The sequence below is a fragment of the Vibrio crassostreae genome, assembly GCF_041439375.1.
Classification (GTDB): Bacteria; Pseudomonadota; Gammaproteobacteria; order Enterobacterales; family Vibrionaceae; genus Vibrio; species Vibrio crassostreae_D.
Genome location: NZ_JBGONY010000035.1, coordinates 21,113 through 34,594 on the forward strand (window position 1 = coordinate 21,113; position 13,482 = coordinate 34,594).

Sequence of the window (13,482 nt, forward strand, 5' to 3'; positions counted from 1 at the left end):
TTAGAGTAGGTGTTTTTCTAAGTAGTGAGCAACGGCGTCGTCTGCGTTGCTGCCAATCACTTCATTGTCTGGCAGAGCTTTCATCACTTTCTCGTGTGATGTGCCCATGATCAGGCCTTTACCCGCCATAGCTAGCATCTCAGCATCATTCATACCATCACCAAAGGCGATGCAGTTATCAAGAGTCAGGTTCAGTGATTTCGCAACCGCGTCTAACGCATGGCCTTTCGATACTTCTGCTGCCATCACTTCTAGACACCAAGGTGTTGAGAAAGCGATGTTCAGTTTGTCGCCAAACATGTCTCTTAGCTTTTGTTCAAACGTCACTAGGTATTCATGGTCTTGTTCTGGGTGTGTGAAGAAAACTTTCGCAATGCCATCACTCGGCGCGTTGTCAGCTTCAAATCGCTTGTAGCTAAAGCCAGACTCACTGTGGAACTTAGCCAGCATTTCATCTTCACGATCCAGCAACCAATCTTCATTTTGGTACATGTGAATGAAGATGTTTGGATCTTGGCGAACCACATCAATAACAGGCTGAACTAAATCCTGAGGCACGTTCTGGCTATACATTAGCTGATCATTTTGGTCGTGTACGCGCGCACCGTTTGAAGTGATCATGTAGCCCGGAATACCAGCAATCTCTCGAATACCCGCAACATCGACATGGTGGCGACCCGTCGCGAAGATAAAGGTGTAACCTTGGTCGTGTAACTTCTTGAGTGTCAGCTTGGTAAAATCGCTTAACTGATGGTTGGGAGCCAGAAGCGTACCATCTAAATCAGAGGCAACGATTTTCACGGAATCTTTAAGTGCAGGAATAGTCATTTAACCCTCATTGCAAAATGCTTAACCAATATCGACACCAGCCAATGCTAGCGCCCTTTGAAATACAATATCTCTATCTAGAAATTGTATGCCAAATTCACGCAAGAAAAGAGGGCAAAGCTCACTTACTTCTCTTCCTCTTTAGCACATATCTTCTTGGTAGGTTGCTTAGCGTGTTAGCTCTGGGAAAAAAACTGATTGATCGCATCCAGTGTTTGATTGCGGTATTCATCTTGCTCAAACAACACTTCATGCCTAGAACCTTCAATCAACTTAAACTGGCAATTAGAGTTCGTTTTCTTCAGTTTAGAGATGAACTTTACTTGGGCACTGTTGCTGACAATCTTCTCTTCCCCTGCTTGAATCAAAAGCAGTGGGATTTTGATTTGGCGAGTTTGTTGGATGGCCTGCTTGGCTGCCATTAACCCTTGCCACACCCAGCGTGTGCTCGGTCCGCCTACCTGCAAAGAGGGTGACTCGTCATACAAACGGCGGAACCACTGATAGCGAACCTTGCTGTGGCTCAGTAAGTTGTTTTCGAAAGGTTTTGAGTAATACGCTTGTTGGCCTGGCGCATAAGTTGGTTTAGCGTGATATGCGGTAAGCACTTGTCCAACAACCATCGCGATAGGTTTTAGGTACCATTCAGTGTTGATGCCAAACATCGGCGCACACAGGGTTACCTTATCAAACGGGTGATCCGGATGAGTCTGTAGATAGCGAGTCGCGATGGTACTGCCCATTGAATGTGCAAGAAGATAACGCTCGGTATATTTACTTAAGTCAAAACTGGCAATGATGTCAGACATGTCTGATGCATAATCATCGAACTCATGAATGTGACCAATGTCAGAGTCTGTTACCATACGTTCCGACTGACCTTGACCTTGGTGGTCAAATGAATAAACGTCATAGCCTTGTTGATAGAAATCATAAAAGAGTTCTTGGTATTTTAGGCAGCACTCGATACGGCCATTTGAAATAACGATGGCTTTGGTATGAGTCGGTGAGGTTAGGCTACACCAGTACAGCTTCTTTTTACCGGATGATGTTACATACCCATCTTTTCGTTGTTGCCAAAGAGTGGGGATCGGGTGTTTAATCGCTTGCTCGAACTGAGGTTCTTGCGTGTACGAAAACGGGGCGACGCTGTGGTTTTCCATGGGAAATTACCTGAACTGGTGCATGTGAGAGCTTTATCGCTACTAATGTTGTTAGATTAAAGAACTAGTAAGGAAATGCAAATGGATACTCATGTTTGGCTTGCTTATGTCGTCACGGCGATATTGTTTAGTTTGGCTCCGGGTTCAGGTACCGTTAACTCAATCAGCAATGGACTAAGTTATGGTACCAAGAAGTCGCTCGCGTCGATCGCAGGCTTACAGCTCGGTCTTGCATTCCACATAATGCTGGTGGGCGCGGGTATTGGCGCATTAGTCGCTCAATCTGCGTTGGCATTCACTATCATCAAATGGGTGGGCGTGATTTACCTTCTTTGGTTGGGTATTCAAAAGTGGCGTGACAACTCTAGCTTAGTGGCCTCACAAGAAAACTCGACGCTATCGAGTGGCAAGCTGCTTAGAAATGCGGTGCTGATTAACCTTACCAACCCAAAATCTATCGTATTTTTGGTGGCTTTGTTTCCTCAATTTATCGATCCCACACAACCACAAGCACCGCAGTTATTAGTGCTAGGTGTGACGACGGTATTCATTGATAGCGTTGTTATGTTGGGCTACACCTCATTAGCTTCACAAATGGGACGTTTTATTCGTTCAGATCGCATAATGGGTAAGATAAATAAAATCTTTGGTGGTATGTTCATGGGCTGCGGCGCATTGCTGGCTGCCGCTAAAGCCTAGTGAAAGCAATAGAGTTATAGTTAAATCAATTAGAGTTATCAAGAAATGACCGCTACGTATGTTGCTCGACAACCTATCTTAAACCGTAACAAGAACACACTTGGTTATGAGCTGCTGTTTCGTGACGGAGAAAGGAATGCCTATCCAGCGCATATAGAGTCTAACAGAGCAACGTATCGTCTGATTGTTGAGAATTTCTTGTCGGTTGGTCTTAACCCGTCGATCCCATCTTCACGTTGCTTTATTAACTTCCCGTATCAAAGCTTGATTCGTCGGTTGCCTTTGAGCTTGCCGAAAGACAAGGTTGTGGTTGAGATCCTCGAAACCTGCCAACCGACCGACGAATTATTAGAAGCCGTTAAAGAGCTATACCAAGCGGGGTACATGATTGCTCTAGATGACTTTACTTCGACGCCAGAATGGGAGCGTTTCCTTAAATACACACATATTGTTAAGCTCGATATCATGCAGATGGGCTTGGATGAGGCGTGTGATTTGGTAAAAGCTCATCAAGGGAAAAAGTTTAGCTTTCTTGCTGAACGAGTCGAAACCGAACAAGAATTCCAGCAAGCCAAAGAGGCGGGCTTTAAGTTCTTCCAAGGCTATTTCTTTAGTAAACCGGAAATCATCAAGACCAAGTACATCAGCCCTGAACAAGTGATTGCCATGGAGCTGTTCCAAGAAGTGTGTAAGCCGGATGTCGACTTCCAACGTGTCGAGAGCATCGTCGCGAAGGATGTCGCTTTGTCTTATAAGCTACTGCGTTTTGTGAACACCATGTCGCCTCGTCTTGAGGTAACTATTTCGTCATTCCGTCAGGCCTTGGTTTACTTGGGGCAAGAGAAGCTGAAAATGTTTGTTTCGCTGGCGGTGGCGTCTTATGTCTCTGATAAAAAGCCGAAAGAGTTGTATGGCTTGTCTTTACAGCGAGCGCAATTTTGTCAGCGTATGTCTCGTTATCAGGTATTTGAAGGGCACACTGAGCAAGCCTTTATGATTGGTTTGTTCTCATTGTTGGATGCATTGCTCGATCTATCGTTAGAGAATTTAGTTGAGCAACTGCCTTTGTGTAAAAGTATCAAGGTGGCTCTGCTACGTAGAGAAGGGCCATATGGTACCTTGCTCGCGCTTGAAGAGAGCTTTGAACATGCCGATTGGCAACAGCTTGATGAGCACTGCGCTGATTTAGGATTAAGCGTGGATCAGGTAAAAACGGAGCTTACCGAAGCTCGCCGTTGGAGTCATACCGTGACCAACAAGCTCTGATGTTTCTTCGTTAAACTTTTATGACAATTGAAACGCACGCCTTGACGTGCGTTTTTTTATAATTAATATATACGCATATCCATATATGAGTATGTAGTTATGCTTCCTCACCAATTTTTTAAATTACTGTCTGATGAAACGCGAGTGCGTTGCTTAATGATGATTGTGCGCCAAGAGTGCCTCTCTGTTGGTGAGTTGACTCAGGCATTACAAGAAAGTCAGCCAAAGGTTTCACGCCACCTTGCGCAGTTGCGCTCAAACGGCATTTTGACTGACGTTCGCCAAGGACAATGGGTTTTCTACCGCTTATCCAAAGATTTACCGGGTTGGATGCTAAAGTTAATTGATGACCTTATCGCATCGAACTGTTTGAAAACTGAATATCAACAAGACATTGAACGCCTAGAAGCTATGACTTCACGCCCTCAATGTTGCGTTTAATTGAATATTTTTAGATTCCCCACTAGCTGAGAGAGCATACGATGACAGTTAAAGTAGGTATTAATGGTTTTGGCCGCATCGGCCGTCTAGCACTTCGAGCAGCATTCGATTGGGCAGAGCTAGAGTTTGTACAAATTAATGATGTAGCGGGCGATACCGCAACGTTAGCACATCTTCTAGAGTTCGATTCAGTTCAAGGTCGATTTCACCACGAAGTAACTGCAGAAGGCGATGAGATGATCATAAATGGCCAGCGCATCAAGACCACACAAGAGCGCGACATCGATGCGATCGATTGGTCTGGCTGCGATGTGGTTATCGAAGCGACCGGTGTTCACCGTAAGACTTCTTTCCTAAACAAATACCTAGAGCAAGGCGTGAAGCGTGTTGTGGTATCAGCGCCAGTGAAAGAAGAAGGCATCGCAAACATCGTTGTTGGTGTGAACGACAACATTTTTGAACCAGCAGTACACAAAATTGTGACGGCTGCGTCTTGTACCACTAACTGCATCGCTCCAGTAGTGAAAGTGATCAACGAGAAGCTTGGTATAGAGAATGCGTCATTCACAACGATTCACGATCTAACTAACACGCAAACCATTCTAGATGCGCCGCACAAAGATCTACGTCGTGCACGTGCATGTGGCATGAGCTTAATCCCAACAACAACTGGCTCTGCGAAGGCGATTGTTGAGATCTTCCCTGAGCTAGAAAACCGCATCAACGGCCACGCGGTTCGTGTACCACTAGCGAACGCGTCTCTGACTGACATCATCTTCGAAGTGAAGCAAGACACGACGGCAGAAGAAGTGAACGCGATGTTGAAAGAAGCATCTGAGAACGAGCTAAAAGGCATCCTTGGCTTTGAAGAACGCCCACTTGTGTCTATCGACTACAAAGGCGATCAACGTTCAACAATCGTAGATGCACTATCAACTATGTTGGTAGGTAAGCGCATGGTTAAGATCTACGCTTGGTACGACAACGAAATGGGTTACGCGACTCGTACGGCTGAGTTAGTGCGTACCGTTGGTTTAGCTTAATACTCTTCATACTTGAAGCTGCAGCGTTGTTAACTGCGTAAGTTCACCGGAGCGCCGGCCGCCCTAATCACATAGAGCCCCTATGCTCATAGGGCTGAACTTCATTCCTTTGTAGGGAAAAGGTTACCTAGCTGCAACTCCAATTATTTTGAGTATTGGTTCTATAAGAATTTAAGAGATAACACTATGACACACCCAACATGGCAATTAGACCTTGAACAAGGCGCGCTGATTCTGACTCCATGCCCAGGTACTAAAGACGCTGATCTTGATGCATCTCTGGCACAACTGAAAGAGCAAGGCGTTGAAGCTATTGTGACTGCGCTCGATGATGCAGAGCTAGCAAGCAAAGACGTGGCAGCACTTGGCGAGAAAACTCGTGTGCTAGGCATGCAGTGGTTCCAAATCGAAATCGAAGACGATTGTGCTCCGGGTGCTGAGTTTGCGGCGAAATGGTCTGCAGCAAGCCCTGAGCTACACAAAATCGTTGATAGTGGCGCTAAGGTAGCAATGCACTGCATGGGCGGCTCAGGTCGTACCGGTTTGTTCGCGGCTCATCTGCTTTTAGAAAAAGGCTGGGATCTCGACAAGATCGTTCAAGAAGTTCAAGCACTGCGTCCAGGTGCTTTCACTAAACCTATCCAGGTTGAGTACATCAATGGCGTAGCGAATAGCGAATAGCGAATAGCTAATAGTCATCGGTGTTAGACAAGGAGCTTTTGGTATCTGGAGTGTTAAGCTTATCGTGACCCAAAAGCTCTTTTTGTTTTGATTGCAGAGATAGCATTATGTTTTCAAATCTAAGTAAGAGCGTTCGCCAATACATGTTGGTGACTTTCAACTACTGGAACTTCACCATTACCGATGGTGCACTTCGTATGCTGGTGGTCCTGTATTTCTACGACCTTGGTTACAGTTCGTTAGAGATCGCCTCACTGTTCCTTTTCTATGAATTCTTTGGTGTGGTGACGAACCTAATCGGTGGCTGGCTGGGGGCGCGTCTTGGCCTCAATAAGACCATGAACATTGGCCTCGGGATGCAAGTCTTTGCCTTGGGTATGTTGGCATTGCCATCGGCTATGTTGACTATTCCTTGGGTAATGGCAGCGCAGGCCTTGTCAGGTATCGCTAAAGATCTCAATAAGATGAGTGCCAAGAGCTCAATCAAAACCTTGGTACCGGATGAGAAGCAAGGTGCTTTGTATAAGTGGATTGCGATTCTGACCGGGTCTAAGAATGCGCTGAAGGGTGCAGGCTTCTTTATTGGTGGTTTGCTGCTTTCAACTATTGGCTTCCAATACGCTGTGCTTGCGATGGCAGCCGTGTTGGCATTGGTGTTCATTGGCAGTGTGTTGAGCTTAGAAGCGGACATGGGTAAAGCGAAAACCAAGCCTAAATTCAAACAGATCTTCTCTAAGTCTGAATCCATCAACATCCTATCTGCAGCGCGTATGTTCCTATTTGGTGCCCGTGATGTGTGGTTTGTGATTGCTTTGCCGATTTACCTAGGCAGTGTGTTTGGTTGGGATCATTCATGGGTTGGTGGTTTCTTAGCTGCTTGGACTATCGCTTATGGCTTTGTACAGGGCATTGCGCCGAAGATTACTGGTAAAGCTCAAGGCAAGGTGCCAGATGGCCATGCTGCGCTGTTATGGGCAGGTGCGCTGGCTATCGTGACTGCTGCTATCGCTTATGCAGTACAGATTGGTTGGCAACCAGAGCTCGTTATCGTGGGTGGTTTGATGGTATTTGGTGCCATCTTTGCGGTGAACTCATCACTTCACTCATATTTGATTGTGAGTTATGCGAAAGGCGATGGCGTTTCTCTTGATGTCGGTTTCTATTACATGGCAAACGCGATGGGCCGTTTGATTGGCACGATATTGTCGGGCTTGGTATTCCAAATGGCAGGTTTGTTTGCGTGTCTGTGGGTTTCCTTCGCATTCTTAGCGATAACGACGGTGATCTCTCTGCGTTTACCTAAAGTACCGCAAATCTCAGCGGCATAAGCTTCAGCCGCATGAGTAAGAGCTCAAGTCGCATAAGCTAGCGTCGTATGAGCTAAATTCGCGATAAGCATCTCCTTTAACACTAAGCTGACTTGGTATTTATTCCGGTCAGCTTTTTTATTGCTATAGTAGAATGATTGAATATTAATCAGGCATTTACATGAAGCAGCGAATTCTCTTTTTTGATTTAGCACGATGTGTCGCGGCCGTAGCGGTTATCGCGATTCATGTTTTGGCGCCTTATCGCAATGAATTGGGCACTATTCCTTTCGGTGAATGGTTTACTGCCATTACGGTAAACGGTTTCAGCCGCTGGGCAGTACCTGTGTTCATTTTGATTACTGGCGCACTGATGCTCAGTGATCAGCGCCCGTTTGACGCCAAATACTACCTCAAGCGTCGTCTGGGTAAGGTACTGATACCTTTCATTGTCTGGTCGCTTTTCTATACCTATCTTTCGGGTTGGTCGGCAATGGGCTTTGATGCCGACGTCAGTTGGGACGTGTTGCTTAATAGCTACCATCATTACACCTATTACCACCTTGGTTTCTTCTATTACTTCATCCCGCTCTACTTTGTGATTCCGTTCTTGCAGATCATGGTCAGAAAGTACGGTGATAGATCTGTCTATGCCTTTACGGCGGTATGGTTGTTCACAACATTGCTGTTCTTACTGAAAATCGATGGCCCTTGGAGTCACGAGTTGTGGTTGTACACCGGTTACTTACCATTGGGTTACTTGCTGTATAAGATTGTGCCACTTAACAAGATGACAGTTGGCGTGAGTGTATTACTGGGTGGATTTGCGTTACTAACCACGGTTTACATGGTGGTTGATGCAAGCTTGGTGGCAGAAGAGTACACGGTAGGGCGCTGGTTATCTTACAAGACGTTGAATACCGTATTAGCAGCGAGCATGGTGTTCATGGTATGCCGTTACTATGGTGAAGGCTTGTCTGAGAAGAGTAACCAAGTAGTTGGCTTTATCAGTAAGCACAGCTTAGGTATTTACCTGCTGCACCCTATTGTCTTGTGGCCAATGAAAGAGTTCGGTTGGTACCAAGGACATCCAGCTTGGGTTATTCCATTATGGATTGTGATCAGCGGAGCTGGCGCGTTATGGATGAGCTGGTTGGTCTCTAAGTCAGAGAAAACACGTTGGTTATTGCCTTAGCGGTGAGTGCTAAGGCTTTCTGATGGATTGCTTAGGAGAGACAGTTGAAGCGGCTGACGTTTAGCGCTTCAACGCAAAGTGTAAGAACTTATCGCCTTGGTAGGTTAAGGTTCCTTTGTCGCCCGGGTTAAGGGCGTGGAAGTAGTGGATGCCGACTTGGAATTCTCGCTTCGGACCAACCACACCACGTTGAACGTAAATCCAGTACTCTTGATCTTCTTGGCCAGGTTCTGCGTCAGGAAGGTCGATGGATTGTTTGTCTAACACCGTGACATTCACTTTCTTCTCTGGCGCATTTTCACCTTGCGAGTGTTTTCTATAGAAACCAATAAATACCCAAGCCGCTAGAGCAGCGAGTGCAAAGATGGCAAAAAAGAGTGAATTAGGCATATAACCTCCATGTAGTCGTGATGGTTATTCTAGTCTTTCAGGCAATAGGGATATGTGTTTAAAGCCGTTATTCGTGAACTGTTGTAAGCCAAGCTGATTATTTTTCGGCAGACATCACATTTAATGGCCAGTTTGGGATAAAGCATTGTTATTTATTGTCTCTTTCTCTCGTAAATAACAGTGATTTTGTATAAGAATAGGGAAATGCTCGACTAGAATTATAGTGTGGAGTGGGAGGGCCAAGATGACCGATATTGAAAAAGTGGTGACAAGAACTCGCAATATAGAGAAATTATTGAGGCTTCAATATCATGCCGAAGGCGAAGGATTGCATGAGCTTGTAACAAGCTGTGAAGAAAGGTTACCGCACGATATGGTGAGTAAGCTGCGTTATATCGCAACGTGTCGTAACAAGGTAGTCAATGAACATGAGGCTAAGTTGGAAGACCAACATAAATTCATCATGATGTGTAACGACTGTGAGAAGGAGCTGACTCCACGTAGTGGTCGTTTTATCTGGCGAGTTGCGATTTTACTGATGATGGCAATGACTTTAGCTGCCGCAGGTTTCTATTATGCGAACTGGGATGTGCTAACACTGCATCTGTTTTCGAAGTGAAAAAATTGAACAAAAAAAGGGACGCTCATGGCGTCCCTTTTTTTATCTGTAACTTGCTTAGTACATCATCGGTAGTGTCATTAGACCTACAACTACCGCGATCATTACAAGTCCTTGTCTTTGCGAAGATGAAATCATAACACTACTCCTAAATTTGGTTGTCTCTCGCTATGTTTTAAAGAATAGCCCACTTATAGGTTTAGATCAAGAATTACTTTCGAAAGCTCCAAAAGTAGTAGAAAACTATTAGTTTTTGGCTTGTTTGTCTCTATTTAACTGTGTGTTTTGGTGTGTTCTTATTTTGTTCGTTGTGATTCATGTTTGTTCTTATTTATTTTAAGTTGCTGTTTTATAATGGTTGTTATGTGTGATTTATATTGTTAAAGGTTGTTAAATTGTATTAATGGGGGTTGGTGGTGGTGAGGTTTGTTTTGGTTGGTTTTTTAAATTTTCGGCTTGGTTTTTGTGGCGGTTTTTACCGGGGGCTTGAAATAACCTGACAAAACTGGGCTTTAAAAAAGAAAACTGGCTACTTTACAAGTCTAGGGTTGGTTGGTGTTTTTATTTTCCTATTAAACTTGAGTTTATCTCTTTAAGTTATTGTTATTATTTACTTTAAATGTGTTTATTTTAATTTTTCAAGTGTGGTTTTTGGCGGAATATGGTCGGTTTTTGTGGGTCTGATAGGTTAGAATTGACCAAAATTCAAGTATGGTGACTCTAATGCCAGTTTGAATGGGTTTTATGATGATTCGCGCTAGTTTTAAACGAATGGCCATTGTCACGGTAGTAATTGTTACGACTTCAATCTAAAGAGACTCTTTTTAGTGGAAGCGTAATCAAGATCCAACTTTGAGGCGCTGAGGCTTTACATCAACACTCGTGTGCCTAGACTGGCGACGATTTAAAGCAATAGGGCAAATGGTATGTGGAGTTGGTTGGCGGTTTCCTTGTCTGGTATCGGAGCAATAGCAGGAACGAAACATGGACATATCGGTCAGGCCTTATCGTATAAGGTTTTTACCTTTGTATTATTAGCGACCATTGCTTTAACTCAATCTGTCGTTGCTGATTTTACCTATTGGGTCGTTGCTGGGTTGGCGGTTTCTGCGATCGCAGATGTCTTGCATACTGTTACTCAAAAACGTTCTCTGCATTTTGTTTGCTTCTTGTTGGCTCAGCTCTGCTACAGCAAAGCATTTTGGTTACAGCTATCAGGAGAAATGGTCTGGTGGTTATTCGCGCTGCTGTTGGCGGCTTGTGTCGTTGCTTTCTTCTTATTACTGCCTCGCTTAGACAAACTCGTCTTTCCTGTGGTTATCATGGGTATTGTGCTTATTCAGCTTGCATGGGCTTCTGGTGAACTCTGGTTGCTTGATCCTCAACTGTCGCATGCGGTGGGCTTTGCTGGTTGTGCCGTGTTGCTGCTTTCGGCATTAGCATACGCGCTAAATTTCTATCGTAGCCCAATTAAGGGTGCCTACTTTTGGGTGACGGGCAGTTACTTTCTGGCTCACGCTCTCATTGTTGCTTCCCTTACCATTTAGGGTAGAGCTAGCTTAACTCTGAGCTACATCAAGGCAGCTCAGATGAAAGTAGGTACTCTACATCTACTTCATTAAACATGAGATAGAGTTATGACTACCGAAATTCATGCACACAACGTTTTAAACCTACTGAGTGAAAAGCCACTGACTCGCGAAGAGTTGACGCAGGAGCTTGCTCAAACTTATGGCGCAGAAGCGCGCTTTCATACCTGTAAGCTGAACGGCCTGGATTTAGATGGATTGCTGAAGTTTTTCTTGAAGATGGAAAAGGTCGTAGTTATTGATGACAAGCTTTGCACTAATCGCGAACGTGTGTGTAACCACTAATTCCCAGTGACTTGGTTTTTAGAGCCTTTTGGCTTTTATAGATTAAGAGGAGTGGATGCGATGTTTTCGGTTCCACTCTTTGAATTACCTTTCTACCTTTCTAGTTGCTCTCGAAAAACCATCTTCTAATTACATAAGTTAATCCTTTTATTACTGCGTTCGAAAATCAATGTTGAGGCTGCTATACTCCGCGCACTTACGCTTTTCGAGACAAACTTATGGAAATTTTATCTGCAGCAACCATGCTGTTTCTTATTATGGATCCGCTTGGCAACCTGCCAATCGTGCTCTCTATCCTTAAGCATATTGATCCGAAGCGTCGTCGTATTGTTCTTGTTCGTGAACTGATGTTTGCGCTGATTATCCTGCTGTTGTTCTTGTTTGCTGGTCAAAGCATTATGAACTTCCTGCATGTGCAGCCTGAAACCTTGAGTATCTCTGGCGGTATTATTCTGTTCATCATCGCGATTAAGATGATTTTCCCAAGTGCGGGTAGTATTACTGGCCTCGCGGCGGGTGAAGAACCGTTTATTGTGCCGATGGCGATCCCAATGATTGCTGGCCCTTCAGTGATTGCGGCATTAATTCTGTTGTCGACACAGCACCCTGACAACATGTTAGAGCTTTCAGCCGCGGTGATGTTGGCTTGGGGCGCTACCTTCTTCATTCTGATGTTTAATGGCTTCTTCCTGCGAGTGTTGGGTGAGAGAGGCCTTAAAGCCATCGAACGCTTGATGGGCTTGTTGCTGGTTATGCTGTCGACGCAAATGTTCCTAGATGGTGTGAAAGGCTACATGGGTTAACATCAGTATCATCGCTGAATAAAAAAACGCCGCTCAAATGAGCGGCGTTTTTGTCTCTACTGTTTCTGTCATGATGTTTTCTGTAGCTAAGCGTTTTATATCTGAGCTTAAGCTTGATTACATCATGTGCTTGCGTCGGATATCGAGTAGGGCAAAGACACCGAAAATCAATATTGACCACTTCTCCCAACGTGACATTTCGATCTTGTCGCCGAAAGCACCGATAAAAATCAGCATCTGCAGGCCGTGCATGAAGAACAAGAACGCTGTCATGATATAAAGCGCAATCGCCGCATTACCCGGGAACGGGTAGAAAATATTTACGATTAAGATAAACCAAACAAAGGCGATGGCTGCTTTTGCTAGTGGAAGCAAGAACTTCATTCAATAACTCCTATTCTTCAGTGATTCGATTGAACAGTCGGTAACTTGACTGTCCGGTAGTCTTATCGCGATGCAATTCCCAGTTCTCTGGCATAGCTTCGAGTTTCAGCTCTTTCTCTGTCTCGACGTAAATGATGGCATCGTCTGCAAGCCAACCGTTACTCTCAAGCAGTTGTACTGTTTCTGCCAATAAGCCTTTACGAAATGGTGGATCAAGGAAAACCATATCGTAAGGGGTGCCTGGCTTCTTAAGGAAAGAGATAGCGTCAGTATTTACAACATTGATGTTGTCTGCTTTGAGCTCTTTCGCGTTATCAGAAAGTTGTTTAGCAGCCTTTTGGTTCATTTCGAGCAGCGTCACCATTTTTGCTTGGCGAGAAGCTGCTTCAAAACCTAAACCGCCAGAACCGGCAAATACATCCAAGCAAGTTGAATGTGGGATATCTTGAGCCACCCAGTTAAAGAGTGTCTCTTTTACTCGGTCAATGGTTGGGCGTAATCCTTCTAAATCATGGACGGGCAGTTTTCTACCTCTCCATGAGCCACTAATAATTCGAACAAAGCCTCCGGATGGCTTTTTTTGTGATGTGTTTTGCTGGCGACGTCTTACCATAGATTTTTTGACCGCTAATAAAGTGATACTATACCGAGCCCAATTTAAGTGGGTTCGTGTATTAAATAAATTTGCAATGACAAAGTGTATCAAGCTAAAAGCAAACTTATCACTGCTTTGTCATTTTTCTTTACTATTCGTTTGTACAAGCTTGTATTGTATAACAATAGCAAAGA

General features: G+C 44.5%; 16 protein-coding genes. 11 read left to right on the forward strand and 5 right to left on the reverse strand.

Annotated features, from left to right (window positions below; genetic code table 11):
• Nucleotides 1–828 (reverse strand): Cof-type HAD-IIB family hydrolase, encoded by an 828-nt coding sequence (locus tag ACED45_RS14890; RefSeq protein WP_371714361.1) that lies wholly within the window; start codon nt 826–828, stop codon nt 1–3.
• Between the two features lie 176 nt (nt 829–1,004).
• Nucleotides 1,005–1,991, reverse strand: a complete 987-nt coding sequence (locus ACED45_RS14895; protein ID WP_146489791.1) for an alpha/beta fold hydrolase — start codon at nt 1,989–1,991, stop codon at nt 1,005–1,007.
• Between the two features lie 81 nt (nt 1,992–2,072).
• Here ACED45_RS14895 and rhtB point away from each other — a divergent pair, with 81 nt between their 5' ends.
• The 7 genes from rhtB (at nt 2,073) to ACED45_RS14930 (ending at nt 8,623) form a co-directional block, all read left to right on the forward strand.
• A complete protein-coding gene (gene rhtB / locus ACED45_RS14900; protein ID WP_210447744.1) occupies nt 2,073–2,690 on the forward strand; it encodes a homoserine/homoserine lactone efflux protein in 618 nt (205 codons plus the stop codon).
• A 45-nt stretch (nt 2,691–2,735) separates the two neighbouring features.
• Nucleotides 2,736–3,956, forward strand: a complete 1,221-nt coding sequence (locus ACED45_RS14905) for an EAL and HDOD domain-containing protein (protein WP_285954868.1) — start codon at nt 2,736–2,738, stop codon at nt 3,954–3,956.
• A 99-nt stretch (nt 3,957–4,055) separates the two neighbouring features.
• A complete protein-coding gene (locus ACED45_RS14910; RefSeq protein WP_146489789.1) occupies nt 4,056–4,397 on the forward strand; it encodes an ArsR/SmtB family transcription factor in 342 nt (113 codons plus the stop codon).
• 41 nt (nt 4,398–4,438) lie between these two features.
• On the forward strand, nt 4,439–5,440 hold the full coding sequence (locus tag ACED45_RS14915) for an ArsJ-associated glyceraldehyde-3-phosphate dehydrogenase (protein ID WP_146489788.1): 1,002 nt from the start codon (nt 4,439–4,441) through the stop codon (nt 5,438–5,440).
• 186 nt (nt 5,441–5,626) lie between these two features.
• On the forward strand, nt 5,627–6,121 hold the full coding sequence (locus ACED45_RS14920) for a cyclin-dependent kinase inhibitor 3 family protein (RefSeq protein ID WP_371714362.1): 495 nt from the start codon (nt 5,627–5,629) through the stop codon (nt 6,119–6,121).
• A gap of 107 nt (nt 6,122–6,228) precedes the next feature.
• Nucleotides 6,229–7,449: an organoarsenical effux MFS transporter ArsJ gene (arsJ, locus tag ACED45_RS14925; RefSeq protein ID WP_371714363.1), complete on the forward strand. Its 1,221-nt coding sequence runs from the start codon at nt 6,229–6,231 to the stop codon at nt 7,447–7,449.
• Nucleotides 7,450–7,609: 160 nt separating this feature from the next.
• The gene (locus tag ACED45_RS14930; RefSeq protein WP_210447749.1) at nt 7,610–8,623 is read left to right on the forward strand and encodes an acyltransferase; all 1,014 of its coding nucleotides are present in this window, start codon (nt 7,610–7,612) and stop codon (nt 8,621–8,623) included.
• Between the two features lie 60 nt (nt 8,624–8,683).
• Here ACED45_RS14930 and ACED45_RS14935 read toward each other — a convergent pair whose 3' ends face one another.
• Nucleotides 8,684–9,013, reverse strand: coding sequence for a DUF2500 domain-containing protein (locus tag ACED45_RS14935; protein ID WP_017061032.1), 330 nt, complete (start codon nt 9,011–9,013; stop codon nt 8,684–8,686).
• A gap of 244 nt (nt 9,014–9,257) precedes the next feature.
• Here ACED45_RS14935 and ACED45_RS14940 point away from each other — a divergent pair, with 244 nt between their 5' ends.
• The 4 genes from ACED45_RS14940 (at nt 9,258) to ACED45_RS14955 (ending at nt 12,309) form a co-directional block, all read left to right on the forward strand.
• Nucleotides 9,258–9,632: a hypothetical protein gene (locus ACED45_RS14940; protein WP_004736595.1), complete on the forward strand. Its 375-nt coding sequence runs from the start codon at nt 9,258–9,260 to the stop codon at nt 9,630–9,632.
• 926 nt (nt 9,633–10,558) lie between these two features.
• Nucleotides 10,559–11,179, forward strand: a complete 621-nt coding sequence (locus ACED45_RS14945) for a lysoplasmalogenase (protein ID WP_146489784.1) — start codon at nt 10,559–10,561, stop codon at nt 11,177–11,179.
• A 90-nt stretch (nt 11,180–11,269) separates the two neighbouring features.
• On the forward strand, nt 11,270–11,506 hold the full coding sequence (locus ACED45_RS14950; protein WP_017061034.1) for a YecH family metal-binding protein: 237 nt from the start codon (nt 11,270–11,272) through the stop codon (nt 11,504–11,506).
• A 218-nt stretch (nt 11,507–11,724) separates the two neighbouring features.
• Complete coding sequence (locus ACED45_RS14955) at nt 11,725–12,309, forward strand: YhgN family NAAT transporter (protein ID WP_048658880.1); 585 nt, start codon at nt 11,725–11,727, stop codon at nt 12,307–12,309.
• A gap of 117 nt (nt 12,310–12,426) precedes the next feature.
• On the opposite strand, the gene ACED45_RS14960 is transcribed toward ACED45_RS14955, so the two are convergent.
• Together ACED45_RS14960 and rsmD are read right to left on the reverse strand one after the other, a co-directional pair.
• The gene (locus ACED45_RS14960; protein ID WP_016784000.1) at nt 12,427–12,693 is read right to left on the reverse strand and encodes a DUF1145 domain-containing protein; all 267 of its coding nucleotides are present in this window, start codon (nt 12,691–12,693) and stop codon (nt 12,427–12,429) included.
• Between the two features lie 10 nt (nt 12,694–12,703).
• Nucleotides 12,704–13,306: a 16S rRNA (guanine(966)-N(2))-methyltransferase RsmD gene (gene rsmD, locus ACED45_RS14965; protein WP_048658879.1), complete on the reverse strand. Its 603-nt coding sequence runs from the start codon at nt 13,304–13,306 to the stop codon at nt 12,704–12,706.
• Nucleotides 13,307–13,482 lie beyond the last annotated feature (176 nt).

Excerpts from the sequence above, each read along its gene's own strand:
- ACED45_RS14960 (WP_016784000.1), bottom strand. The coding sequence starts at position 12,693 with ATGAAGTTCTTGCTTCCACTAGCAAAAGCAGCCATCGCCTTTGTTTGG.
- ACED45_RS14955 (WP_048658880.1), top strand. The coding sequence starts at position 11,725 with ATGGAAATTTTATCTGCAGCAACCATGCTGTTTCTTATTATGGATCCG.
- ACED45_RS14940 (WP_004736595.1), top strand. The coding sequence starts at position 9,258 with ATGACCGATATTGAAAAAGTGGTGACAAGAACTCGCAATATAGAGAAA.
- ACED45_RS14920 (WP_371714362.1), top strand. The coding sequence starts at position 5,627 with ATGACACACCCAACATGGCAATTAGACCTTGAACAAGGCGCGCTGATT.
- ACED45_RS14890 (WP_371714361.1), bottom strand. The coding sequence starts at position 828 with ATGACTATTCCTGCACTTAAAGATTCCGTGAAAATCGTTGCCTCTGAT.
- ACED45_RS14915 (WP_146489788.1), top strand. The coding sequence starts at position 4,439 with ATGACAGTTAAAGTAGGTATTAATGGTTTTGGCCGCATCGGCCGTCTA.
- ACED45_RS14910 (WP_146489789.1), top strand. The coding sequence starts at position 4,056 with ATGCTTCCTCACCAATTTTTTAAATTACTGTCTGATGAAACGCGAGTG.
- rhtB (WP_210447744.1), top strand. The coding sequence starts at position 2,073 with ATGGATACTCATGTTTGGCTTGCTTATGTCGTCACGGCGATATTGTTT.
- ACED45_RS14935 (WP_017061032.1), bottom strand. The coding sequence starts at position 9,013 with ATGCCTAATTCACTCTTTTTTGCCATCTTTGCACTCGCTGCTCTAGCG.
- ACED45_RS14945 (WP_146489784.1), top strand. The coding sequence starts at position 10,559 with ATGTGGAGTTGGTTGGCGGTTTCCTTGTCTGGTATCGGAGCAATAGCA.
- ACED45_RS14930 (WP_210447749.1), top strand. The coding sequence starts at position 7,610 with ATGAAGCAGCGAATTCTCTTTTTTGATTTAGCACGATGTGTCGCGGCC.
- ACED45_RS14895 (WP_146489791.1), bottom strand. The coding sequence starts at position 1,991 with ATGGAAAACCACAGCGTCGCCCCGTTTTCGTACACGCAAGAACCTCAG.
- ACED45_RS14905 (WP_285954868.1), top strand. The coding sequence starts at position 2,736 with ATGACCGCTACGTATGTTGCTCGACAACCTATCTTAAACCGTAACAAG.
- rsmD (WP_048658879.1), bottom strand. The coding sequence starts at position 13,306 with ATGGTAAGACGTCGCCAGCAAAACACATCACAAAAAAAGCCATCCGGA.
- arsJ (WP_371714363.1), top strand. The coding sequence starts at position 6,229 with ATGTTTTCAAATCTAAGTAAGAGCGTTCGCCAATACATGTTGGTGACT.
- ACED45_RS14950 (WP_017061034.1), top strand. The coding sequence starts at position 11,270 with ATGACTACCGAAATTCATGCACACAACGTTTTAAACCTACTGAGTGAA.